General features: G+C 63.1%; 22 protein-coding genes and 2 tRNA genes. 11 read left to right on the top strand and 13 right to left on the bottom strand.

Annotation, left to right across the window (positions count from 1 at the left end):
- Positions 1-56: 56 nt before the first annotated feature.
- The 4 genes from PFX90_RS04615 to PFX90_RS04600 all read left to right on the top strand — a co-directional run bounded on the left by PFX90_RS04615 (position 57) and on the right by PFX90_RS04600 (position 3694).
- Entirely contained in the window at positions 57-368 is a 312-nt protein-coding gene (locus tag PFX90_RS04615) for a hypothetical protein (RefSeq protein ID WP_285711159.1), read from the top strand.
- On the top strand, positions 365-964 hold the full coding sequence (locus PFX90_RS04610; RefSeq protein WP_285711157.1) for a GNAT family N-acetyltransferase: 600 nt from the start codon (positions 365-367) through the stop codon (positions 962-964). Before PFX90_RS04615 ends, PFX90_RS04610 begins: the two co-directional genes overlap by 4 nt.
- A gap of 328 nt (positions 965-1292) precedes the next feature.
- Positions 1293-2312 carry a DNA-methyltransferase gene (locus PFX90_RS04605; RefSeq protein ID WP_285711155.1) on the top strand — a complete coding sequence of 340 codons (1020 nt, stop codon included), beginning with the start codon at positions 1293-1295 and terminating at the stop codon, positions 2310-2312.
- A 65-nt stretch (positions 2313-2377) separates the two neighbouring features.
- Positions 2378-3694: an endonuclease NucS domain-containing protein gene (locus tag PFX90_RS04600; RefSeq protein ID WP_285711113.1), complete on the top strand. Its 1317-nt coding sequence runs from the start codon at positions 2378-2380 to the stop codon at positions 3692-3694.
- Here the strand turns inward: PFX90_RS04600 and PFX90_RS04595 are convergent.
- From PFX90_RS04595 to PFX90_RS04585, 3 genes are all read right to left on the bottom strand, one after another.
- Positions 3691-5799 carry a plasmid recombination protein gene (locus PFX90_RS04595; protein WP_285711110.1) on the bottom strand — a complete coding sequence of 703 codons (2109 nt, stop codon included), beginning with the start codon at positions 5797-5799 and terminating at the stop codon, positions 3691-3693. The genes PFX90_RS04600 and PFX90_RS04595 overlap by 4 nt on opposite strands.
- A gap of 461 nt (positions 5800-6260) precedes the next feature.
- The gene (locus PFX90_RS04590; protein WP_285711109.1) at positions 6261-6635 is read right to left on the bottom strand and encodes a hypothetical protein; all 375 of its coding nucleotides are present in this window, start codon (positions 6633-6635) and stop codon (positions 6261-6263) included.
- Positions 6628-7350, bottom strand: coding sequence for a hypothetical protein (locus PFX90_RS04585; protein WP_285711108.1), 723 nt, complete (start codon positions 7348-7350; stop codon positions 6628-6630). The genes PFX90_RS04590 and PFX90_RS04585 overlap by 8 nt, the downstream gene beginning before the upstream one ends.
- Before the next feature lie 571 nt (positions 7351-7921).
- On the opposite strand from PFX90_RS04585, the gene PFX90_RS04580 reads away from it, so the two are divergent.
- The 3 genes from PFX90_RS04580 to PFX90_RS04570 all read left to right on the top strand — a co-directional run bounded on the left by PFX90_RS04580 (position 7922) and on the right by PFX90_RS04570 (position 9872).
- A complete protein-coding gene (locus PFX90_RS04580) occupies positions 7922-8446 on the top strand; it encodes a hypothetical protein (RefSeq protein ID WP_285711107.1) in 525 nt (174 codons plus the stop codon).
- Positions 8447-8526: 80 nt separating this feature from the next.
- The gene (locus tag PFX90_RS04575) at positions 8527-9123 is read left to right on the top strand and encodes a hypothetical protein (RefSeq protein WP_285711106.1); all 597 of its coding nucleotides are present in this window, start codon (positions 8527-8529) and stop codon (positions 9121-9123) included.
- Positions 9123-9872 (top strand): 3'-5' exonuclease family protein, encoded by a 750-nt coding sequence (locus tag PFX90_RS04570; RefSeq protein ID WP_285711104.1) that lies wholly within the window; start codon positions 9123-9125, stop codon positions 9870-9872. Before PFX90_RS04575 ends, PFX90_RS04570 begins: the two co-directional genes overlap by 1 nt.
- 48 nt (positions 9873-9920) lie before the next feature.
- Here the strand turns inward: PFX90_RS04570 and PFX90_RS04565 are convergent, their stop codons facing one another.
- The 5 genes from PFX90_RS04565 to PFX90_RS04545 form a co-directional block, all read right to left on the bottom strand.
- Positions 9921-12005: a site-specific integrase gene (locus PFX90_RS04565; RefSeq protein WP_285711103.1), complete on the bottom strand. Its 2085-nt coding sequence runs from the start codon at positions 12003-12005 to the stop codon at positions 9921-9923.
- Positions 12006-12150: 145 nt separating this feature from the next.
- A tRNA-Pro gene (locus tag PFX90_RS04560) sits at positions 12151-12227 on the bottom strand.
- Between the two features lie 32 nt (positions 12228-12259).
- A tRNA-Ile gene (locus PFX90_RS04555) sits at positions 12260-12332 on the bottom strand.
- A gap of 118 nt (positions 12333-12450) precedes the next feature.
- The gene (locus PFX90_RS04550; RefSeq protein WP_285711102.1) at positions 12451-13452 is read right to left on the bottom strand and encodes a polysaccharide deacetylase family protein; all 1002 of its coding nucleotides are present in this window, start codon (positions 13450-13452) and stop codon (positions 12451-12453) included.
- A gap of 31 nt (positions 13453-13483) precedes the next feature.
- Entirely contained in the window at positions 13484-15301 is a 1818-nt protein-coding gene (locus PFX90_RS04545; protein WP_285711098.1) for a histidine kinase dimerization/phospho-acceptor domain-containing protein, read from the bottom strand.
- 267 nt (positions 15302-15568) lie between these two features.
- Between PFX90_RS04545 and PFX90_RS04540 the strand changes: the two genes are divergently transcribed.
- Together PFX90_RS04540 and PFX90_RS04535 are read left to right on the top strand one after the other, a co-directional pair.
- The gene (locus tag PFX90_RS04540) at positions 15569-16030 is read left to right on the top strand and encodes an Lrp/AsnC family transcriptional regulator (protein ID WP_066525791.1); all 462 of its coding nucleotides are present in this window, start codon (positions 15569-15571) and stop codon (positions 16028-16030) included.
- A 72-nt stretch (positions 16031-16102) separates the two neighbouring features.
- The gene (locus PFX90_RS04535; protein WP_285711088.1) at positions 16103-16477 is read left to right on the top strand and encodes a hypothetical protein; all 375 of its coding nucleotides are present in this window, start codon (positions 16103-16105) and stop codon (positions 16475-16477) included.
- On the opposite strand, the gene PFX90_RS04530 is transcribed toward PFX90_RS04535, so the two are convergent.
- Together PFX90_RS04530 and PFX90_RS04525 are read right to left on the bottom strand one after the other, a co-directional pair.
- Positions 16474-17784 (bottom strand): NAD(P)/FAD-dependent oxidoreductase, encoded by a 1311-nt coding sequence (locus tag PFX90_RS04530; protein ID WP_285711085.1) that lies wholly within the window; start codon positions 17782-17784, stop codon positions 16474-16476. The genes PFX90_RS04535 and PFX90_RS04530 overlap by 4 nt on opposite strands.
- A gap of 137 nt (positions 17785-17921) precedes the next feature.
- A complete protein-coding gene (locus PFX90_RS04525; RefSeq protein WP_285711083.1) occupies positions 17922-18287 on the bottom strand; it encodes a hypothetical protein in 366 nt (121 codons plus the stop codon).
- A 67-nt stretch (positions 18288-18354) separates the two neighbouring features.
- Between PFX90_RS04525 and PFX90_RS04520 the strand changes: the two genes are divergently transcribed.
- A complete protein-coding gene (locus PFX90_RS04520; RefSeq protein ID WP_285711082.1) occupies positions 18355-18945 on the top strand; it encodes a TetR/AcrR family transcriptional regulator in 591 nt (196 codons plus the stop codon).
- A gap of 6 nt (positions 18946-18951) precedes the next feature.
- Here PFX90_RS04520 and accC read toward each other — a convergent pair whose 3' ends face one another.
- The 3 genes from accC to PFX90_RS04505 all read right to left on the bottom strand — a co-directional run bounded on the left by accC (position 18952) and on the right by PFX90_RS04505 (position 21371).
- Positions 18952-20301: an acetyl-CoA carboxylase biotin carboxylase subunit gene (accC, locus tag PFX90_RS04515; protein WP_285711080.1), complete on the bottom strand. Its 1350-nt coding sequence runs from the start codon at positions 20299-20301 to the stop codon at positions 18952-18954.
- Positions 20302-20305: 4 nt separating this feature from the next.
- Positions 20306-20824: an acetyl-CoA carboxylase biotin carboxyl carrier protein gene (gene accB / locus PFX90_RS04510; protein WP_285711078.1), complete on the bottom strand. Its 519-nt coding sequence runs from the start codon at positions 20822-20824 to the stop codon at positions 20306-20308.
- Between the two features lie 106 nt (positions 20825-20930).
- Entirely contained in the window at positions 20931-21371 is a 441-nt protein-coding gene (locus PFX90_RS04505; protein ID WP_285711076.1) for a type II 3-dehydroquinate dehydratase, read from the bottom strand.
- A 94-nt stretch (positions 21372-21465) separates the two neighbouring features.
- On the opposite strand from PFX90_RS04505, the gene PFX90_RS04500 reads away from it, so the two are divergent.
- Positions 21466-21996 carry an STM3941 family protein gene (locus tag PFX90_RS04500; protein ID WP_285711075.1) on the top strand — a complete coding sequence of 177 codons (531 nt, stop codon included), beginning with the start codon at positions 21466-21468 and terminating at the stop codon, positions 21994-21996.
- Position 21997: the final 1 nt, after the last annotated feature.

Here is a 21997-nt window from a genome sequence, read left to right as displayed (position 1 = left end):
ATTCGGTCGATCCGGAACTGCTTCACATTTGCGGCCTGTTGCATGATGAAGGCCTGATGAAGGACTTCGCCGGAGAGGATTTCACACTGCACAGCGCCGCCGTGGCCCGCGGCTGTGCCTGCGCGGCGCACGCACCTCCATCCGTCGGCGAACCCATGACGGATGCGCTGATGGTCCACACCACCATCGGCATCACGCCCGAGCGGGACGGCGTGCTGGGGGCCTATACTCAATACGGGGCGATGGTCGAACTGACCGGCCTGAGGCTGGCGCATCTGCCGCGCGATTTCGTCGCGGGCGTGCGGTTCGTCTTTGCGGTTCGTGTGGGTTTCGGACTTGCGGTGCGGCGCGCACCTTTCCCCGCATGAGCATCCCGCGCGCGATCGTTGACGGCGCGTCGGGGATGCGCCGCGAAGCCGTCGAGACTCTCGCTCTGGCGTTCCAGGACGATCCGGCGCTGCAATGGATCATGCCCGATGCCGCCGCGCGCCGCCGCCGCCTGCCGCGCTTCTTCGATTGGCTTTTCGCCGATCACCTGCGCCACGGAATGATCCTTGCCGCACCCGCAAGGGAGGCGGTGACGCTGTGGCGATTGCCGGGCAAGGTCCACCACCACGACCCGATCACCCCGGCTGAGCTGTGGCGGATGCTCCGGATCTTCGGCCCCGCGATCGGGCGGGCCGAGCGGACGGGTCGCCATCTCGCGAAGCATATCCCGGCGGGCGAGGATCATCTCTACCTGCGCTATGCGGCCGTGCGGCCCGATGCGCAGGGCAAGGCCTGGGGCGGCCATGCGATCCGCGCCGGCATCGCCGAGGCGAACCGGCTCGGAGTCGATGTCTGTCTGGAGACCGCCAAGCCCGGCAATGTCGCGATCTACCAGCGCCTCGGCTTCGGGATCGTGGACGAATGGCAGGTGCCGGGCGGTCCGCATTTCTGGACGATGCTCCGGCCCCGGGATTGAGGCGGGCCGGGCGGGACGGAAGGGGTGGTCGGGGAGACAGGATTCCGCCCTGTGCCCTTCACGCAAATTTAACCATGCCAAAACAGCGGTTTGAGCACGAGCATGTTGCCCGTGTGCGAGGTAAATGGCGAAGAAATGGCTAGGTTGGCAAGGTGTCGCACGAAGTTATCGACTCGTTTTTCCAGATGTCTCGCTCGCCTGCTCGGTTGCGTTAAGCATGTCCTCGCGACCGTGCATTTCATGATCGTAAACGCTTGGGAGTGTGAAGCCAGATCGCTATAGGCGATGTGCATGGTACTCAAACCCTCAATTCCCCATTGGAGAAAGCATGCCCTCGCAGCAGGCCGCGGATGTTCCGGACTTCCCCTCAATTGAAACCTACGTGGGTAAGCTTCTGGCAGGCAGCGCAGCCGAGATAATGGCTAGTTGGCCAGATGGTTCGGTCGATCTTGTAATCACTTCACCGCCCTACTGGACAGCAGTAGAGTATGATGGTCAGACGGCCGAATGGTCGACATATGAGGCTTATCTTGACGATATGATGAAGGTTTGGACGCAATGTGCCCGCGTCCTACGTCCAAATGGTAAGCTCTGTATTAATGCCCCGCTTATGCCCATCCCAAAGGACGTAATCGAGCAGCATACAAGGCATCTAAAGAACATAGCCTTCGACAATGAGGCACGGATTATTTCGGAGACAGATTTAGAGCGTTATGGCTTGTTTGTTTGGCAGAAACAAACGTCAAAGATGATGTTCGGAAGCTATCCTTATCCCGGAAATATTTTTGAGAATAACACGATCGAATTCATAAATGTTTATGTAAAGCCTGGCAAGCCCCCCAAATTCAGTGATGCCGCTAAAGAGGCAAATAAGCTCTCTAGACTAGAATGGATGGATCTGGCTCAGCAGGTTTGGTTTATGTATCCGGAAGACGTCAAGCGAGAAGAAGGGCATCCAGCTCCGTTTCCTGAGAAGCTTCCCGCTCGACTGATGAAGCTCTATTCTTACGGGGCGAGCGAAAGCTTTCCCGGTGAGATTGTAGTCGATCCCTTCGTAGGCACCGGCACAACCTGCGTCGTCGCCAAGAAGATGAAGCGGCGGTTCATCGGCATTGACATCAACCCAGGCTATCTCCGCTTTGCCGAGCGCCGCCTTGAGGGCGCTCCTCCAGGTGATCCGATACTACTTGTCGGGCGAGCAAAATACCCTACAAAAGATGACCTTATACGGATGACGTTCGAAGAAGCTGGAACAGCGGGGGTCGAAGCGGTGAGCAAGCATAAGCGAAAAACCTATGGGCGCAGCGTCGCTGCACCTTCGGACGACGACCAACCTAAGCTGGTCTAGTGGCGGTGCCCTCAACTCGCCCAGCGCTTTCACCCAAGTGGAAGCGTTTCGTCCGCGATTATGGGGTGAATCTTGCCTACTGGTATCAACCGAAGGGCCTTGCGGTAACGGTTGAGAGCGTTGAAGCTCGCCTGCGCATCCTAAAGGAATTTGAGAACAAAGGCGCATGGCGTGACGTGCAAAGCGACTATATCCGGCGCTTGCAAGCCGAGAATGTGTCGGAGGCTGAGGACGAATGGGATGGCGGCGGTGCACCGCTCGCTCGGATGCTCAAACAGGTGATGACTGTGCTCGGCCTCGCTTGGGTCGATCCGAATGAGCAGGTGCAGATTACTGATGCTGGCAACCTGTTTCTAAACGCCAGCGACAAAGCTGCTGTCCTCGCACGGCAGGCTCTGCGCTATCCGTTCTCGAACCCGGCTGTGTCTTCTCGCGAGCATCGGGCCGTAAGGCTCCATCCGGTGCCGTTTCTGATCCGGCTGATGCAAGCGGTCGATGGCTCTGTTTCGGGCATAGAATATCGGCTATTCGCAGCGAAGGCCAGATTGATTGATGATCTTGATAGAGTGGCTGAGCAGATCGACGCTTTCCGCGAGTTATCACTCGAAGCGCAAGCGGAGGTTGCCCGTCAGTGCGATGCCTTCGGTATCGGCGGGCCGCGGCGAGGGTCAATCTACAACACAATCCGCCTTAACCAGTCCTATGCTTATCGCATGTGGGCACTCTCAGATCTGATTGAGGTCGACGCGAACCAGACGCTCCGATTGCACCGGATCCGCGGCGCTGACCGGGCCTACATGGAAGAATATGCCGTCAATGGCACCTACATCGACTTTGCTAACCAAAAAGAGTTTCTAGCATGGATGGGTAATCCCGAGGCAACTCCGACCAAGCAGGCAGCGCTCGATGTGTATGTTGGCCGGAATGATCTCGAGGCTGCTGCGGCTGTTAAAAAGAGCCTTGGCGCAACAACCGCGCAACTCCGTAATTTCCGCCGAATGATGATCGACGAGCGGACGCTTGAGGACAATATCGAAAAGAATTTCGAGGAATTCGGAAAGCGTCTCGGCCTAAACCTCAAGCTGATCGGTCGCCAATTCTCGACATTGGTCGGTCCCATTGACCTACTTGGCCAAGACCTGAAGACCGGTAAATATGTTGTGATTGAATTGAAGCGTGACAGAGCCGCTGACAGGGTTTTTGGGCAGCTATCTCGTTACATGGGTTGGGTTCGGAAGAACCTTGCTGGTGGCGAAGAGGTTTTAGGCGTCATTGTGGCCGCACGAATAGACGACAAACTACGTGCAGCTTGTGATTCGCAGGACCCAAGTAAAATTAAACTTGTAGAGTTCGAAAGCAAGATGAGCATCCGATCAGTTTAAGTCAATTCAGATGAATTGAAGCTAATATTGGTCGCAGCAGAAATCATGTTCCGCTGGACATCAATTATTTTCTTCATGTCAGGTCGGAGGGCTTCGATCTCATCGGAAGCGGATCTGAGCTTTTGTGCGGAGTCGATTAAATTACGCTCTGCATGCCTCAGATTGATAATTATATTCAGTATTTTTGATGTTTGATTAGATGGAGCCCGTCCTTCGATCATTAATGGTGTGCATCCATCCGATCCCCGGACAAAAATTTTACCGTTCTTTTTGCCCAGACGCAACTTATCGTTGATCGCATCATTTATTATCGCGTTTTCCGCTTTATAAATCTTTCTCATGGTGCTGAGTCGATTATTCTCAGTATCTATTAATTGGTTCTTCCAGTTCAGTTCATCCAACGATTTCAGGGCCTCTGATGACTGCTTTTCAAAAGCGGCCCGGTCCCTGGCGAGTTCATTGGCCCTACTTTCCAATCCCTCACGGTCTGCCGTGAGTTTGCGTCTGGCTTCGTCGATAGCCCCTTGAATAACCGAAATCTCAGCCGCTCTACCGTCGAGCGCAGCGCGATCGGCGAGTAATGCGGCGCGCTCTGCCTGTAGTCCAGCCTCCTTCTTTTCGAGGTCTTTCCGCCTCGACGCGATATCACGGATCTGCTCCCGTGCGCTGGCGTCCAGCATGGCTGCTTGACGGCGTTGGGTTTCTGCGCCGGTGAGAAGACCGTCGAGTTCCCGCTCCCTCCTGCCAAGGGCCGTTTCGCGCGTGGCCAAGGCGCGTTCGCTGATCTCCACTGTCCGCTCGCGTTGGACGAGGGACCGAAGCCGCTTCCTCATCCGCAACAGCCGCTCGGCCATACGTCGGCGAGCCAGTGCTGTGCGCTGCAGCAGGTCACGAAGTCCGTTGATTGCCACCGGCCAAGGTTGACGTGCCACGTTACGCTCGACTTCCGTTGATGCGAGTTGCTCGGTGGTGCGCCGAGGGGTTTCCCGGTCCGCTGCGTGGCGCAAAAGAAGCTGTAGCTGTGCCGCCGTCTCCACCTCTGCTCGGCGTATCGCTGACGTCCGACGCACGAGGTCGGCTTCTCGTTGATCTAGCTGAGCTCTATCACGCTCAACTTCATTCGCCTTGGCCTCGGCAGCAGCATCACGCCGAAGCAGGTCAGCACGTGACCGATCGATTGCAGCCAGCTCTTCGCGCTGCTTCATTTCCGCTATGGCAACGGCTTCCTGGCGCCTTTGAAGATCCGCCAGCAGCAGTTTCCGCTCGGTTTCAAGGTCAGTCCGGTAGGCCAGCAGGCTACGGCGTTCGTCCTCTATTTCTCCCACCTGCCGGGCAAACTCCCGGGTGCGAAAGGCCAGCTCGTCCTCCGCGCGTTGCAGGGCGAGCGTTCGCTGCTCCTGCTCGAATCCGATATGGTCGAGTTCGCGCTCACGTTCTTCGAGTTGTCGCCGGAGTTCTTTCAGGGGAATGTGGCGCTTATTTTGGCCGACCGTATCTTCACCCCGGGCCAAGCCAAGATGCTGAACGTGACGATGATACTGGTCTTGCATGTCGCGCAACGCATAGCGGCTGTTACCCATTACGCGATCGTAGGAGAGACGCCAAACCTTCGGGGCGAGCGCTTCCTCCATGGCTCGCCTGGCGACAGCTTCCGGCGTCTTGGGCCGGGCTCCCCTCTTGCGGACGATATCCTCGTAGAGCGGCATGCAGATCACGTGAAGATGTGGCGTGCTTTCATCCAGATGCAGCTTTGCGGATAGCACCCCCCTTGGGTGGCGGTCATTGATGAACTTCAGTGAGCTATTGATCCAGTCACTGTATTCTTTGGGATCCTTGCCGTGAAACCATTCCGGTGATGCGGTGATCATGTACTCTACGGCGACCACTTGGCCTTCTGCGGCTTTGATGCCGCATTGGGCCAACATCTTTTTCCCATATGCGACGGCAGAGAGCCCACCTCGGTCCACAAATTCTCGTGGGGCAGGGCGTCCTTCAATGGTCGAGCGTTCACGCTGATCGCGGTCGTTATGACGGACTGCTTTAGCGACGTCGTTCCATGTCTTCAGGCGAGTGCAGCGGCAAATGGCATAATGCTTCTTGGTCATGATAGAACACCTGGCAATTGGGCGTAATTAGGGGTCGGCTAGTTCACTCACTCTGGGTCAATTCGCTGAATTGACCCCCGTTCGCGTCCGGCACCAGCCGGCCGGGAGTGGCCCTTCGCGTGTGCTGCGGGCCAGCCTCGGCGGGGCCGAGGCAAAGGGGGCAGCGCCATTGACGGCGCATGTTCGAACCGATCGTAACCGCGAACGCGGTGAGCAGCTGGAGCGACGACCACCCAAGAGGGTGGTCAGCTCCAGCCGCACGATCGGATCGAACAAGAGCAGGTGGCGGCGCACGCCAGTGCGACCGACCACTGCGTGGGCGCCATAGCAATGGCACAAGGCAGCCTTCGTGCGCCCGCGGACGCGGGGTCGAAAAGGTTCGAACCGTCCTGATGGACGATTGCCCCTTTTCGAGCACGAAGGCAGCTTCGTCAGGCAGGCTCAGGACGCTCGCCTGACGGTCAGAAGGGGATGTCATCTTCCTCTTCCTCGTCTTGCCCGCCATTGCGGAGGTCTGCGCCCGCAAAGCCAGCAGCCGAGACACGCTCCTGCTCCTGGGCGATGGCGAACATGTCGTCCGACGCCAGTGTCACGGACCCGTCAACAGCGCGTGCTGCTAGTGGGTCCTGTTCGTAGTCGAACGAAGCAGCCCGATTTTCACTGCAGAACCTGCAAAAACCCAGATCAAGCCGAGCGCGAAGATCCTCGAGCTCCCTTTCAGCGCGAAGGAGCTTGGTTTGCAGTTGCATCATCTGGCCGCTGAGCTCTGCCTCGTGCCTGGTGCGAGCAACGTGGGCCAGTTCGTCCCAGAAGTCGAAGTGCCGACGCTTATTCATCGCCAGCCTCCTTTGCCGAGGCCGCACCGGTCAGAGCGTTGGCCCCGGAGGCTTCCAGGGGAAGCATCGGTGCCAACTTTTCATCGGTCACGATGACGTCAGAACCCGCGCCGAGTGGCCCGGCTGTTTGGTCTGGATCGGCAGGCGGGGACTCTGCTTCTGCGGTGAGGGGGATCCGCGCCAGTAGCCGTTGAAGGAGATGTTCGGCTTCCTCCAATCGGGCCTGGAGCTTCGTGCGATCTTTCTCGGCACGCCCAAGTTGGGCGCTCAGCTTGGCGACGCTCTCTTTGTATTCGTCACTCTGCTGCTCTGCCTTACACAGCTGATCGACAAGGTGCCCGACCTCGTTCTTCTGCCGCTCCAACGCTTCTTCAGCGGCCAAGACCTCGCGGCGGCTGCGCGCCTGTATTTCAGCGCCAACCGCTTTGCAGGTGTCGGAAAACGACGTTAGGATTTGCGCCTGGATGGTTTCCAGCTGCTGCCTGAAATCAGTCACCAATTCGGTGGGCAGCAGAAAGGTCGCGTTTTCAGCGGTGGCCTTGCGAGCTGATTTCCACTGGCCAAACGCGGTGTAGAGGCGGCCGTTTGCCGGTAAACCCAAGGAGGTTGCGGCGCTGTAGCCGTTAAGGTCGTCGAGTTGGGCACCACCCTCAACGAGGCCATCGAACATACTGTATAGGTCTTCCGTGGAGACCCAATCCTTCTTCTTCTTCATGGGGAAATTCTCTGCCAGGACCGGTGTGATCACCTGAGGCACCTGCGGCACCTGCGATATCGCAGGACTCGCAGGATTCGCACCACATGCCGGTCAATTCGGGACAGCGCTGGGGACCTTGCCCGCAGCGCGATTGGCCGTGTCAGAAGGGGTTACGGGGCAGCGAAGGTCTGTGGCGGTCGAATTACACCCCGCCGTCGATTATCTGCGGGAAGCGGCATCTTGCGGCGCGATTCTGAACTTCGACAAAGAACTGCGGCAACAATCGCCATCCAACTCGTCAGGATAGATGTGAATATCGCCTTATCAGATGGGCGACGGAGCGACCTTCGCCGTTTATCCTGAAGTAAGTTAGCGCATGCAGCCAGAAGAGCACCAATAGCACGAACGCCATCCATCGATGGGGCATTGTCCCCTTCGATCATCGTCGGGTTCTGGTTCGGTGCTTGGCTCATGCTTGAGGTATAGGATTTTTGTTCAAAAACACCAAGCAAGGGAAAGAGGACGGTGATCCGTCCGGCAGAAAGGAAAAGGTCCTTATCGCGAGCGACGGATTGAAACCGAAGGACTTATGATGAAATCTGAACAACCTGAAGCGATGATACATCGCTTGGTCGCTGCCTCTCTGGCGTCGCTGATGCGGCTGCCTCCTCCAGGATCAGGCACACGCTTTACTGTGGCATCAGCGTGCATGATTGAGGGGGATCCTGCATTTGATCATCTGATGCAGACAGCATCGCTGGCTAAGCTTGATGTGCTTGTGGCTGTATTCGAACAGCGCAAGGACGGCACTTCAGGCCCGCAACTCGTGCTGATCACCACCGAAGACAGGCACGCCACGGCCCGCATCGTTGATGTGGTATCTTTGCCGTCAGAGAAGCCGGCGGTGCTCGTGTCCATGGATCGGAAGGAGGCATGGCAATTCCGCACGGACCGTCTCGTGCGTGTCACACCCCCTTCGCCAGACGCCATCCGCGGCGGCATCGAAGCCGCGGCCGCTGAATTCGACAGGGTGCTGATTAACCCGCCCCCTTACACTGCTTCCCTCAGGGCCCACCAGCTGGGCGCCTACCATCAGCATGGTGGCGCTCGCTGATCGCTACCGGATCCATCCCAATTTTTCCCTGCGGCGGCGACCTTCAAGGTCGCCGCCGCTTTCGTTTGAGGTAATTCATTATGACATATTCACCTGCGGCCGCCACGACGTGCGCGCTCGCCATTATCCGCACCGCCACCGAATTGGCGCCAAGCAGCAGGATTGTCTGCGCCGCCGCATTCACCGCCGCGGACGACGCATTGTCGACCCGCTTTGACACACGCATGGCCACCGTTCCGCCAGCCTGTTCGCCTGAACAGGCCCTAGCGCACGTCGCACAGCTCGTCCCACTGGGCGCCACGGTCATCATCCGGAACCCGCGGATGCCGCGTGGCCTCGTGCGCCACCTTACGGCTGGCAGACCGATGCCAAACCCAACCGACGCGGAAGCGTTGCGGGGGTTACGGGGCGACCTCGACGTTCGCGCCGTGAACCTGCCTGAACAAACGCTCGACTGGGTATCACGATATTTCGGCCTTTATCGAGCAAGCCCACGCGATCTGATTGCCGAGAGGGCTCGGCGGTCGGAGGACGAAGCGAAGGCGCTTTTTCTGGCGCATCTGTTCAGCGCAGTGAGTGAACAGGATCGCGTTCGTCTGGCCGCAGGATACCAGGCGTGGTCGGCGCTGCGGAAGGCAGCGCCAATCGGGGCCTTTGGTGCGACGGAGGAATTCTGATGGGCAAGTTCATCATTTTCGACGCCGAATACGCATGGCGGAGTGATTGGTATCACGCCCACCGCTCGTTCGACAAAGCCTCCGACAGGAGAGCGATGGCAATCAAGGAGGTGGTCGCTTTGACCGCATATTCCTTCAATTTCGACGAGGCGGGCACGCTCACGATCGAAGATCACGCATCATGGGTGCAGGCTGACTGGGGCAGCGAGGGGCGGATGCTCGAGCAATTCTGCCACTTCCTGCGAGCACGAGACCAGCACACGTTGGTCGGATACGGTAGCCTGGGCGTTGATGTGCCCCTGATCAGTCTCGCCGCAATGACGGCAGGGGTCCGGTTACCCTACCAGCTTCTGGATTTTCAGGGCCGCTGGGATAAGCGCCATACGGATCTCGGCCTGTTGATCAAAGGGAGGGGGAAATCGTGGGTGCACCTGTCCCAGATCGCGATCAGACTTGGCATCCCGGTTGAGCTGGTTTCATCGAAGGCCGATGTGCCGGTGCCGACAACCTCGGGTGAATGGCAGCGGCTGCGCGAGCACGTTGAAGCAGATGCGCTGCTCATCGCGTTGGTGTGGTCTGCCTGGCTTTGCGCGCAGGGCAGCAACGGCATTCGATATGCAACCGCCGCAATTGCTCACATCGCCGCTTTTCGCAGAAGGCGGCCTGAGCACCGGCTCGAGGGGGTCCTAAGCCAGTATCAGCGCCAGCTGGAGCGAGAGGTCGCCGATCAGCTGGCGATCGCGGCTTGAACAATGCGGGTGGTCGTGGCGCCACGACCACCCGTTTTGACTATCTGCTCAGGCGAGCTTCTTCGGAGGCGCACCAAAGCGGCTGCGATGTGGCAGCGGAAGGACCTTCAGCGCCTGCGGTTGCAGATGATCTGTGATAACCGTGATGCGACCTTCCATCAGGTCGCGGGCTTCACTAAGCGCGACGTATTGATCCTCGCTCAATTCGCGGAAGCTGTAGTGCAAGCCATTGGTCCCCGTCCGCGCGTGGCCCATGATATCGGCGCGAACAATGTCAGGCACATTCTCGACGGCGTAGAACCCGCTCCCGGTCTTGCGGATGCTGTGGAGGTCGACCCCTTTCCCGTTGAGCCCGGTCGGCAACGTCATGCGTTGCTCGGCCCATGCCATCAGTGGCACCCAGGCTCGCTCGCGGAACTGCGCGCCGCCGTTCTTGCGGCTGTTGATCCACAACTCCGGGAACAGGGCGGCATGGCCTTCCTTGCGCATGGCTTCGACATAGCTGCGAAACCCCAAGCGCATGATTTCCCGGTGAAGCGGGATATCGCGTCCACGTGCAGCACGCTTCTCACCCCGTAACTCGTCATCGGTGCCACGAAGGTTGTTGTTCTTCACGGTCACGAAGGGGACGGGCGTGTCCAGGCTGACCTCGTCGAGCTTCAGCCCGGCAATCTCGTTCAGGGCGGCGTGCGAATAATAGAGCAGCAGCGGCAGCCAGTAGCCGGCGTCCTGATAAACATCTTCCGGAGGAGCCGGATAAAGGCGCTCAAGGTGTCCACGGCCGCCGGTCCACACCGGCGCCGTAAACATCTCGCGAAGCTGGCTGACCTTCCACGGCGGCCTCACCGGCGTTTTGCCCGTTGGCTTGGCGTTACGGATCAGTGCCTTGGTGAAGTTTAGCACATCAGTGTTCGGGATGAGTGGTGCCCACTCGTTCTGCGCAAGGTATTGGGCCACCGTCGACATATAGGAGAGGTCGCGATTGATCGTGACTGCCTGGCGAGGGACGAAGGGCTTCAGCTTCGACTTGTCTTGGGCGCGCTCGTAGGCGCTCTTCTCAGCATCCACCTTTTTGGCAACAACTTCATAGGGCTGGTCGAAGTGATCGTGCCACTGGAAGCCCTTTGGGAGCAGCTGCAGCGCCTTCTTGAACTCGCCCACATCGAGGTGCGTGTAATCACCCAAGGCCTTGTCGCCGGTGATCCAGGCAAAGCTGCGCATGACGCGCACTTGCTGGCTGATGTCGCCCGTCCAGCGCTTCTCCGCCTTCATCGCGGCTGCAATTTCGTCGATTGCCTCGCTGAACCGACGTGTAGAGTGAACGAGGAAACGACTATTTGGCGTGGCGACTACGGCGGCAGGCGCAAGTGCAACGGGTTCAGGATTGGTGGGCGGGGTGGCGCCAGCCACCTGCGAACCAGCGATCGGCGATCCGCCCGCCAAGCCAAAGGGGCGGAAACCTTCGTCCCGGGCTCGTTGCCTGAGAGCGGCTGTCGGATCGATCGAATCTTGGATCTCGGGATCGAGATATCGGGACGCCAACTCGTGCGCCCGTCCGTGAGCGCGGGTGATGACAGCAGCTACTGCCTTGTAGCTTGCACGGCTGGGAAGCATTCCAAGGGCAGCGATCCATTCCTCGATCATTTCATCCGCCACATGGTCGGGATGGGCGTATCGATCGAGATCGGCCGCCACGCCTTCAACGGTGATGTCGTCGAAGCCTTGCGACAGCAGCCGCTCATGTTCCGCCATACCAATGTCACGAACGGCAGCAGGCCTCTGCGCCAGGCGGAAGGCGGCTGCAGCAGTGCGATATGCATTCGCGACGGCTCGGGGGTCGTCTGCGGCATGAAACCCGAGGAGGAGATCATCGAGGCAGGAGCGCAGCTCGGTGTCGAAAATCTCGTCGATCATCGCCTGAGTCAGGCGATCGCCCCGCTCAATGAACATTGCAACCCTCCCGGTCAGTTCGGTGAAGCGCACCGACAGGGATGCTGCCCGGTGGCGGGCAAGCACAGGTTCTCGCGTGCCCAGCGCAAGGGTAACCTGCGCGTGTAGGGATTCGGTTAACCGAGCCCGGCGGCGAAAGTAGTAGCGGCCTGACTGGATGTAGGTGTGGGGTATCGTTGCCATCGTCGGCTCCTTGTTGGAGGCCGGCTCGGGCGCCTTTCCTGAACGGGGTTGGCTAGGAAATGGCTAGCTGATTACCCACGTCGATGGCTAGGCGGTCTGAACCGGCCAGGGAAAGCCGTTTCAGAACAGTCGATTGCGTGAAAAGTGGTCGGGGAGACAGGATTCGAACCTGCGACATCTTGCTCCCAAAGCAAGCGCGCTACCGGACTGCGCCACTCCCCGACACTGATCGTCTCGCCCGCTCCGCCCTCCGGTGGGCCCGGCAGGATTCGAACCCGCGACCTAGCCGTTATGAGCGGCCAGCTCTAACCGCTGAGCTACAGGCCCGGTGCGCGGGTGCGCGCCGGAAGGGCAGGGCAGGGCGACGAGGCCCGCCCTACTCTGCGCTCGCGCCAGAAACAAGAAGGCACGACAAGCGGGCACGACAAGTCAGCGGGATGCGCGCCTAGCTGCCGCTTGCAGCGATGATCTCGGCGACGGTGCAGCTGTGCACCCCGCGCGCGGCGAGCCGGGCGTAGACGGCCTCGAACCACTCGTAGAGCGCCTCGACCTGCGACTCGCTGGTGGCATAGGGCGTGTGGCCGGGGGCGAGCGTCGGGCTGTGGAACGAGAGCACCAGCACCGGGAGCCCCGCATCGACCGACAGGTCGATCCCGCGCAGCGCCTCGTCCGCCGAGACGCCCTCGGGCGTCAGCGCGATGCGTTCGAGCAGGCCAAGGCGCGAGAAGCCGGAAAAGAAGGTCGGCACATGGCGCTGCACCCGGTGGATCAGCGGGCCGAGCGCGCGCAGCGGGCCCCAATAGGCGCTGGTCACCGGCAGTTCGAGCAGCGCGCGGTCAGGGTCGACCCAATAGGGGGCGAGCGGATGGTTGCTGTAATCCGGCCCGCCTTGATCGCTGTAATCGAACAGCGGGCGCACCGAGGTGTCGACCCGGATCCCCGCCTGCTTGAGCAGCGCGGCGGTGTTGGGGCCGAGGCCGTAGCGGCCGGCGCGGTAGATCTGCGGCGCTGCGCCGAAAGCCGCCTCGATCGCGTCCCGCAGCAGGGTGAACTTGGCCGCTTCGAGCCGCTGGGGGAGGTTGCCGGCGAAGGAATTGGCGACGCTGATCTCTTCCTCGAAGGGGGGGTTGACCCAGGGGTGGAGCTGCACGCCGACCTCGGCTGTCCCCCGCCGCACCGCATCGCCGATCACCTCGACAGCTTGGCGGTCGTGCACGATCGGCCAGTCGACCAGATAGACCGGATGCGCGCCGATCCCTTCGCAGAAGGTCTGGAAGCGCGGGATCGCCGAAACATGGCTCGTGCCATAGCCTTCGCGCCGGAAGGGGGCGCGCCAGTCGAATTCCTCTTCGGTGTCGACCGTCAGCAGCACCCGCTGGCCGAAGCCGGGCGCAAAGACGGCGCTGCGCCCGGCGGGCGGCACCTCGAGCATCGAACCTGTCGTCATCCCCTGTCTGCGTCTCCCCGCGACACGCCGTTCAGGCATTGGCCGCGTCCCGCAGCTCCCTATTCCCGCCAAGCAGGGGCAGCGTCAAGAGCAGCGCGTCGTCATCGTGCCGCAGCGATCCGCCCGCCGCCCGCGCCTCGGCCCGCGCCAGCCGTAGCGCGAAGCCGGTGCCGAACAGGCCGGGGCTGATCGCGCTCTCGCCGGTGCGGGTGGTGGCGGCGAAGAGATTGGCCTCGCCCGCCGCTGCGGCCAGCCGGGCGGGGATGGTGCAGCGCAGCCGCGCCTCGCCGCGCCCGGCGCCGATCACCGGGTCGAGCCGCAGCGCAATCCGCTCGCCCGGCCCGGCGGCGGCGGCAAGGCTGGCGAGCAGGCGCCATACCAGCCCCTCGGCATCCTCCGGGTCGATTGCGGCGATGAGGCAGGCATCCGCGCCGAAATCGAGCTCCAGCCCCGCGCCCTGCGGTGCGAGCACCGGCGCGATCTGGTCGGCGGTGCGATGCAGCAGCGCGGCCAGATCGGTCTCGCCCGGCTCGATTCCCGCCGCCCCGGTCTCGAGCCGCGCGAGCCGGTCGAGCTCCTCGAAGCCGGCAAGGATGCGCGCCGCATCGGCCGCTATCGCCGCGGCCAGCGCGCGGTATTCGTGCGGCGCGGGGCCGAACAGCTGCTGCTGGATCACCTCGGCATAGCCCTGCACCGCGGTGACGGGCGTGCGCAGCTCATGGAGCAGCTGGCGGATGCGGTCGGCCTCGCGCGCCTCGGGCCCGGTGACGGCCGCTGTGCCTGCGTCCTGCACCCGGCGCAGGCGGCCGAAATAGCCGGTGAAATGGCCCTCTTCGGAAAAGCGCGGTTCAGCATCGGCGACCCAATCGCCGGTGATCGCAGGCGCGCCCTCGAGCGTGATCGCGGCGCGGGTGAGCGGCTGGCGGCGCTGGAAGGCGCGCGCGATGGGGTCGGCGCTGCCGTCATGCGCTGCGCTCCCGGTAAACAGCCGCATCCCGATCACCATCGGCGCCGCTTCGGGCGCGGCCCAGGCGATGCGCCCGGTGGTGTCGGTGGCAAAGCCGAACACGGTGAGCAGGCGCTCAGGCCGCTCGGGCAGTTCGCCCAGCGGCAGCAGGGGCGAGCGTTCGAGCTCGGCCTGGGTTTCGGAGCGGGTGCGGCGGAACTGGGCGATGCGCTCGACCAGCGCGGAGATCTCGGTGCGGCCGGTGTCGTCGCGGCTGCGCGCGGGCGGGGCGGCAGAGGCGGAGGCGGCGACGGCGACGGGCGCGAAGACGGGCGTGGGCGCGGGCGAAGCGGCGGGCGACAGGGGAACCTCGCGCGGCTCGGCGGCAACGGGCCGCAGCGGCGTCGGCTCGGGCGCGGACGGCGCGGCATCGACCGCGGCGGCATCCTCCGCCGGAGCGGGCAGCCCGCGGTCATGCACCCCCAGCCGCGCAAGCAGCGCCTCGACATCGACCGGCAGATCACGGCGCAGGCGCAGGAAACCGCGCGCGCGCACCGGCAGGCGCGGGATCAGCGCGGTCCAATCGTCACTGGCGAGGTCCGCACGGGTCAGCGCGGCGGCGGCGACCTCGGCCTCCTGATCGGCGAGGTGGACGACCAGATCGGGGCTCTGGAAGCGCCAGCCGGGCTCGCGGATCATGCGCGCGCGGGTCGCAGCCGGGATTTCCTCTGCCAGCGCATCGAGCCGCAGCCATGCCGCGGCGAGCAGGCTGCGATCCCCCCCGCGCAGCTGCGCCCGCTCGCGCCCCAGCAGATCGAGCAGCTGGCGATACTGGGTGCGCAAGCTCGCCTCGCCGGTGGCGCGCTGGCGCAGCACGGTGGCAAGGCGATCGTCGAAAAACACCCGATGGAAACTCCCGAAATGCCGCGCGCGGCGATTCGCGTCTCTTCGCACCTGCCGCAGGGCGAGGATAGGCGGACTGCGCCAAACTGCCTTATCAGGATGGGGAAATTGTCACAGTCTGGCGTGAAAGGCGCGTTGCAAAGCGGGACAATTGCTGCCAGACCTAATAATATTAGCCGAGCGAGCCATCGGGCACGCCGGTTGTTTCATGGGGATCATATTGCACGGCCTTGCCAGCGGGCAAGGGGGGCGTGCTGGAGGAACTGAGTGGCCAATCTCGACGAAATCGACCGCCGTCTGCTGGCGGAACTGCAGGCGGAAGGGCGCGTCACCAATGTCGAACTCGCCCAGCGCGTCGGGCTGACCGCGCCGCCGTGCCTGCGCCGGGTGCGCGGCCTCGAGGAAGACGGGGTGATCCGCGGCTATCACGCCGATCTCGACCCGTCGAAACTGGGCTTCGCGATCACCGTCTTCGCGATGGTGAGCCTCAAGAGCCAGGCCGAAAGCTCCTTGCGCGAGTTCGAGGAGCACATGCGCGCGCTGCCCGAAGTGCGCGAATGCCACATGCTCAACGGCGAGATCGATTTCATTCTCAAGATCGTCAGCAAGGATCTTCAGAGCTTCCAGGAATTCCTGACCGGCAAGCTGACGCCTGCGCCCAATGTCGAAAGCGTCAAGACCTCGCTGACGATCCGCACCGCCAAGCAGGAACCCGGCGTTCCCCTGTGAGCGGGGCGGTATTCTGATATTGTTGATGAAAATTCCATGCTATGCCGCTGCGATATCGCAGAGGGTCGCAGCATGATCGATGAACCGCCCACGCCGCCGCCAGCAGTGGCCGAGATCTGGGCACCGGCGGTGCCGCTCGATCAGCTGGAGTCGGATGGGCGGGTGGTGATCGACCTCACCCGGCTCGTCCCTCCGCCGCCCGCCGGGGAATGTACCGACGAGGCGGCCGACCCGCTCACCTCCGAAATCGTCGTCTGCGCCGCCAGCACCCCCGCGCCGCGCCTCGGCCCGGTGGTCGGCCCGGTCGATGACGGCTTCGGCAGCGCCATCCCGCGTGCGCGCCTCAAGCTCTCGGACAATGCCGAGGCCGAGGCGAACCTCATCAATCAGGGCGTCGGCGGCTTCAATGCCAATGGCGGCGAGGTGCGGGTGAAGATCGACTTCTAGTGCAGCTTGAGCTTGGGCCGCACGATGCGGTTCACGCGGCCCACCGCCATCAGGAACGTCGCCTTGATCCAGCCGTGAATGCCGATCAGGTGCAGCCGGTAGAGCGAGGTGTAGATGAACCGCGCCAGCCGGCCTTCGATCGCCATGCTCCCGCCGATCAGATTGCCCATCAGGCTCCCCACGGTCGAGAAGCGGCTCAAGGATACCAGCGAGCCCTTGTCGCGGTAGACGAAGTGGGTGAGCGGGCGGCCCTGCTGCATCCGCACGATGTTCTTGAACACCGTCTCGGCCATCTGGTGCGCGGCTTGCGCGCGCGGGGGGACGGGGCGGTCCTCGCCCGGGGGTGTGTAGCTGGCGCAGTCGCCGAGCGCATAGATGCAGGGGTCCTCCTTGGTCTGGAGCGTGTCGGTGACAAGGATCTGGTTGCGCCCGTTGGTCTCGAGCCCCACCCCGCTGAGAAAATCCGCGCCCTTGACCCCGGCGGCCCAGACGATCAGGTCGGCCTCGATCACCTCGCCGGTCTTGGTGATCAGCTGTCGCGGGCGGGCCTCGACCACCTGCACTCCCGGGCGCACCTGCACACCGAGCACTTCCAACTCGTGCTTGGCCGCCGCGGCGAGCTTGTCGGGGAGGGCAGGGAGAATGCGCGGGCCGGCTTCGAGCAGAGTCACGTGCATCCGGCTCTCGTCGAAAACTTCGAGTCCGTAGTGCCTGAGCGCGCCCGCCGCATTGTAGAGCTCGGCGGCCAGTTCCACCCCCGTCGCCCCGCCGCCGACGATGGCGACGCGCACCTGCTCGTCCGCGCCCGGATCGTTCATCATCGCCCGGCTGACGCGTAGGCAGTGGTTCAGCAGCCGCGTGCGGAACCGATCGGCCTGCTCGCGGCTGTCGAGGTAGAGGCAATGCTCCTTCACCCCCGGCACCCCGAAATCGTTGGAGACCGACCCCAGCGCCAGCGCAAGGATATCGTAGCGGATGGTGTGCCCCGCGATCAGCTCGCTGCCGTCCTCGTCCTTGACGGGCGCAAGGCAGATGGTCTTGGCCTGCCGGTCAACGCCCTCGAAACTGCCCTGGAAGAAGCGGTAGCCCCAGCGGTAGCAATGCCCGCGATAGCCGACCTCGTCGAGATTGGCGTCGAGCGACCCCGCCGCAACCTCGTGCAGCAGCGGCTTCCAGATGTGGCTGAGGTTCTTGTCTACAAGGATGATGTCGTGCTTCTTGCGGCCATACTTGGCGCCGAGCCGCCGGACCAGCTCGAGCCCGCCCGCGCCCCCGCCGACGACGACAATCTGGGTCTTGCGGTTCATTCGGCACTCCTTGGCACACGTCGTCCAGCGCAATCCCGAGGCCCTGTTAGCGGGTGCGGGCGACAATTGCGCGGCAAATCAACGTGGCGGAGTGCAACTTGTGTTGCGGTGCAGCATGAATGCCACAGGCGCGCGCGTCAATCGCCCGGATCCAGCCGCCCGAAGAAGCCGATCACCTTCACCACTTTGCCCGCATCATTGACCTCGGTGACGTCGAAGCCCTCCATCACGGTCTTGCCCTCCATGTCGATCGCCCAGTGATGGCGGCAGAAATTGTTCTGCACCTCGATCCGGCTGGCATGGCGATAGACGGCGGCGGGGAAGGCGGCGCGGGTTTCCTCGACCATTGCGAGGAAAGGCGCGCGCCCGATGATGTTGTGGCGCGGATCGACGAAGTGGACGTTGTGCTCCATTGACGCCTCGGCCATTTCGCGGCGCTGCTCGGGATCGGGGGTGTTCCAGATTTCGAGCATCGTCTTGAGGTTCGTTTCGTAAGCGGGCATCTTCGACTCCATAAACCGACCAGCGGTTTGTTTTGCGTGAAGCCGCCAAGAGAGTAAAGGGGCGATCATGCCGACCCAGCAGCAGAGATCCGATGCCACGCGCGAGGCGCTGCTGGCGGCGTGCCGCGCGCTGCTGCTGGCCGAGGGGGTGGAGGCGACCACGATGGCCGCGGTGCTGGCGCGCACCGGGCTTAGCAAAGGCGCGCTCTATCACCACTTCGCCAGCAAGACCGAGCTGATCGCGGCGATCTACAAGGCGGAATCCAAGGGCGCGATTGCCCGCGCGCTGGCCCGCGCGGAGCAAGCGGGGGCGGTCTCGCCGCTCGCCCAGCTGACCTGGATGTGCGCCGCCTGGCTCGAGGAAATCCGTGCGCCCGATGTGGCCGCGATCCTCCTGCGCATCGGCCCCGCTGCGCTCGGGGTGGAGGAAGCCCAGCGGATCGAGAACGCCAACAGCCTCGCCCTGTTCGAGCGCCAACTCGCGCGCGCGGCCGAGGCGGGCGAGATCGGCGCGATCGACCAGCCGCTCGCCGCGCGGCTGGTCAATGCGCTGATGACCGAACTGGCGGTAGCGAGCCTGCGCGAGCGCGGCCAGCCGCTGCCCGATGTGGAAAGGCTGATACTCGGGGTGCTGAAGGGGATGGAAGGCAGGGCCTGACCCGCGTCAGACCTCGCGCTCCTCCAGCCAGTTTTCCAGCCACTTGATCGAGTAGTCGCCGTTCAGCACGTCGGTCTGGCGCAGCAGTTCCTGGTGGAGCGGGATGTTGGTCTTGACCCCCTCGACCACCATTTCCTCGAGCGCGCGCCGGAGGCGCATGATGCAGCCCTCGCGGGTGCGGCCGTAGACGATCAGCTTGGCGATCATGCTGTCGTAATAGGGCGGGATGCGGTAGCCCGCGTAGAGCCCGCTATCGACGCGCACATGCATGCCGCCTGCCGCGTGGAAATAGCTCACGAGGCCCGGCGAGGGAGCAAAGTTGAACGGGTCTTCGGCGTTGATCCGGCACTCGATCGCGTGGCCCTTGAACTCGATGTCCTCCTGCGTGACGGACAAAGGCCGGCCTTCGGCGATGCGGATTTGTTCGCGAACGAGGTCGACGCCGGTAATCGCTTCGGTCACCGGGTGTTCGACCTGGAGGCGGGTGTTCATCTCGATGAAGTAGAACTCGCCGTTTTCCCACAGGAATTCAATCGTGCCTGCGCCGCGATAGCCCATGTCGCGCATCGCCTTGGCGCAGACCTCGCCCATGCGCATGCGCTCTTCGTGGCTGATGACGGGGGAGGGGGCCTCTTCGAGCACCTTCTGGTGGCGGCGCTGCAAGGAGCAGTCGCGCTCGCCCAAATGGATCGCATTGCCGTTGCCGTCGCCGAACACCTGGAACTCGATGTGGCGCGGGTTGCCGAGATACTTCTCGATGTAGACCGTGGCATCGCCAAAGGCGGCCTTGGCCTCGGAGCCGGCCTGCTGGATCAGCGTTTCGAGCTGGTCGGGGCTGTTGCACACCTTCATCCCGCGCCCGCCGCCGCCGGATGCGGCCTTGATGATGACGGGATAGCCCGCCGCCTCGGCAATCGCCTTGGCCTCGGTGATGTCGGACACCGCGCCGTCCGAACCCGGCACCAACGGCAGGCCGAGGGCGCCCGCGGTGCGCTTGGCCTCGATCTTGTCGCCCATCGTGCGGATATGTTCGGGCTTGGGGCCGATCCAGATGATGTCATGCGCTTCGACGATGTCGGCGAACTTGGCGTTCTCCGACAGGAAGCCGTAGCCGGGGTGGATCGCGTCGCACTGGGCGATTTCGGCGGCCGAGATGATGTTGGCGATGTTGAGATAGGAGTCGGTCGCGGGCGGCGGGCCGATGCAGACCGCGTGGTCGGCAAGGCGCACATGCATCGCGTCGGCATCGGCAGTGGAGTGCACCGCGACCGTCTCGATCCCCATTTCATGCGCCGCGCGGTGGATGCGCAAAGCGATCTCGCCGCGGTTGGCGATCAGGATGCGTTTGATGCCCATTGTCTTAGGAGATCACCACCAGAGGCTGGTCGAATTCGACCGGCTGGGCGGTTTCGATCAGGATCGCGGTGACGGTGCCGGAGCGGGGCGCGGTGATCGGGTTCATGACCTTCATCGCCTCGACGATCAGCAGCGTGTCGCCTTCCTTCACGGCCTTGCCGACCGCGATGAACGGGGCGGCGCCGGGTTCGGGGGTCAGATAGGCCGTGCCGACCATCGGCGACTTCACCGCGTTCTTGAGATCGGGGCCGGCCTCGGCAGCGGGCGCTGCGGCAGGCGCGGGCGCGGCGGCGGCAGGCGCGGGGGCAGCAGCAGGCGCGGCAGGGGCAGCGGCATAGACCGGGGCGGCAGCAGCGACAGCGCCGCGCGAGACGCGGATCTTGCGGTCGTCATCCTCGACCTCGATCTCGGTCAGGCCGGTCTCGTTCAGCAGCTCGGCCAGCTCGCGCACCAGCGCCGTGTCGATGTTCATCCCCGACTTGCGCCCGTTTGCCTTGCCGGTTTGGCCAGCGTCGTTTGCCATGTGTGCCCCTTGCCTTGTGGTGCGACCGTAAAGTCCGCGCGTCTATTGCCGCCAATTGCGGCAGGCAAGTGGCAGAGGTGCAAAATGTGAAAGTGGCGTGACGATTTCAGACCTCCCCTGCCGCTACGGCTTCGAGCGCGATGAGGTAGGAGCGCGCGCCGTGCCCCTCGACGGTCTTGGCCGCAGCCATCCCGACATAGGAGAGGTGGCGGAAGGCCTCGCGGGTCTTGGGATCGGAGAGGTGCACCTCGATCACCGGCGTGCGGATCGCCTTGATCGCATCGAGCAGCGCCACCGAGGTGTGGGTATAGGCCGCCGCATTGAGCAACACGGCCCGCGCGCCTTCCGCCTGCGCCTCGTGCAGCCAGTCGACCAGCATCCCTTCGTGGTTGGTCTGCCGCATCTCGATTTCGAGCCCGAGCTCGCGCGCGCGGTCTTCGAGCATCCCGGCGATGTCATCGAGCGTGGTGGTGCCGTAGATTTCCGGCTCGCGCGTGCCGAGGAGATTGAGGTTGGGGCCGTTGAGGACGTAGACGAGGTTGCTCATGGCGGTCGCTTAGCGGGAAGGGGCGGGGCGGGGAAGGGCGTGCGCGCGTGGTCGCATCTTGCCTGCACCGCAGATGTGGTTAGGCAAAGCAGCCATGAAAGAATTCCGCGCACACCATTCACGCTGGCGCATGGGCTTGCTGCTGCTGGCCGCACTCGGCTTCGTTGTGGGGGGGCTGTGGATGGCGGGCGTTCTCGGCGAGGGGCCAGACCCGAGCAGCGGGTCGCGCCGCATTTCGCCTGAGCTTGTGCCCTATGTGGGCTGGCTCTGCGTGATCTTCTTCGGGATGTGCCTGCTGGTCATCGCCAGGCGCTTCTTCGACGATGCGGCACAGGTCGAGATCGGCAGGGCGGGCATCAAGGTGGCGCAATGGTCGGATGCCACCATCCCCTGGTCCGAAATCCGGCGCGTGTCGGTCTGGTCCTACCAGAGCCAGAAGAACATCATCCTCCACCTGCGCCGGCCCGAGGCATACCCCGGCCGCGGGATCGCCGCGAAGCTCTCGCGCGCCAACCGGATGCTGACCGGCGGCGACATCGCGATCAATCTGGTCGGCACCGACGGGCGCTTCGACGATGCAATGGCGGCAATCGCCCATTTCGGCGGCCACGCGCTGTTCGATTGAG

The organism is Erythrobacter oryzae, from assembly GCF_030271515.1.
Lineage (GTDB): Bacteria > Pseudomonadota > Alphaproteobacteria > Sphingomonadales > Sphingomonadaceae > Erythrobacter > Erythrobacter oryzae.
Note: the sequence above shows the minus strand (reverse complement) of the source record. Positions and strands in the feature narration are given on the sequence as shown.

Bases quoted from the DNA above. Each gene is read 5' to 3' on its own strand.
- accC (WP_285711080.1), bottom strand. From the start codon at position 20,301: ATGGGCATCAAACGCATCCTGATCGCCAACCGCGGCGAGATCGCTTTG.
- PFX90_RS04570 (WP_285711104.1), top strand. From the start codon at position 9,123: ATGGGCAAGTTCATCATTTTCGACGCCGAATACGCATGGCGGAGTGAT.
- PFX90_RS04605 (WP_285711155.1), top strand. From the start codon at position 1,293: ATGCCCTCGCAGCAGGCCGCGGATGTTCCGGACTTCCCCTCAATTGAA.
- PFX90_RS04530 (WP_285711085.1), bottom strand. From the start codon at position 17,784: ATGAACCGCAAGACCCAGATTGTCGTCGTCGGCGGGGGCGCGGGCGGG.
- PFX90_RS04610 (WP_285711157.1), top strand. From the start codon at position 365: ATGAGCATCCCGCGCGCGATCGTTGACGGCGCGTCGGGGATGCGCCGC.
- PFX90_RS04575 (WP_285711106.1), top strand. From the start codon at position 8,527: ATGACATATTCACCTGCGGCCGCCACGACGTGCGCGCTCGCCATTATC.
- accB (WP_285711078.1), bottom strand. From the start codon at position 20,824: ATGGCAAACGACGCTGGCCAAACCGGCAAGGCAAACGGGCGCAAGTCG.
- PFX90_RS04505 (WP_285711076.1), bottom strand. From the start codon at position 21,371: ATGAGCAACCTCGTCTACGTCCTCAACGGCCCCAACCTCAATCTCCTC.
- PFX90_RS04590 (WP_285711109.1), bottom strand. From the start codon at position 6,635: ATGAATAAGCGTCGGCACTTCGACTTCTGGGACGAACTGGCCCACGTT.
- PFX90_RS04595 (WP_285711110.1), bottom strand. From the start codon at position 5,799: ATGACCAAGAAGCATTATGCCATTTGCCGCTGCACTCGCCTGAAGACA.
- PFX90_RS04520 (WP_285711082.1), top strand. From the start codon at position 18,355: ATGCCGACCCAGCAGCAGAGATCCGATGCCACGCGCGAGGCGCTGCTG.
- PFX90_RS04615 (WP_285711159.1), top strand. From the start codon at position 57: ATGAAGGACTTCGCCGGAGAGGATTTCACACTGCACAGCGCCGCCGTG.
- PFX90_RS04585 (WP_285711108.1), bottom strand. From the start codon at position 7,350: ATGAAGAAGAAGAAGGATTGGGTCTCCACGGAAGACCTATACAGTATG.
- PFX90_RS04565 (WP_285711103.1), bottom strand. From the start codon at position 12,005: ATGGCAACGATACCCCACACCTACATCCAGTCAGGCCGCTACTACTTT.
- PFX90_RS04525 (WP_285711083.1), bottom strand. From the start codon at position 18,287: ATGCCCGCTTACGAAACGAACCTCAAGACGATGCTCGAAATCTGGAAC.
- PFX90_RS04535 (WP_285711088.1), top strand. From the start codon at position 16,103: ATGATCGATGAACCGCCCACGCCGCCGCCAGCAGTGGCCGAGATCTGG.
- PFX90_RS04500 (WP_285711075.1), top strand. From the start codon at position 21,466: ATGAAAGAATTCCGCGCACACCATTCACGCTGGCGCATGGGCTTGCTG.
- PFX90_RS04580 (WP_285711107.1), top strand. From the start codon at position 7,922: ATGATGAAATCTGAACAACCTGAAGCGATGATACATCGCTTGGTCGCT.
- PFX90_RS04550 (WP_285711102.1), bottom strand. From the start codon at position 13,452: ATGACGACAGGTTCGATGCTCGAGGTGCCGCCCGCCGGGCGCAGCGCC.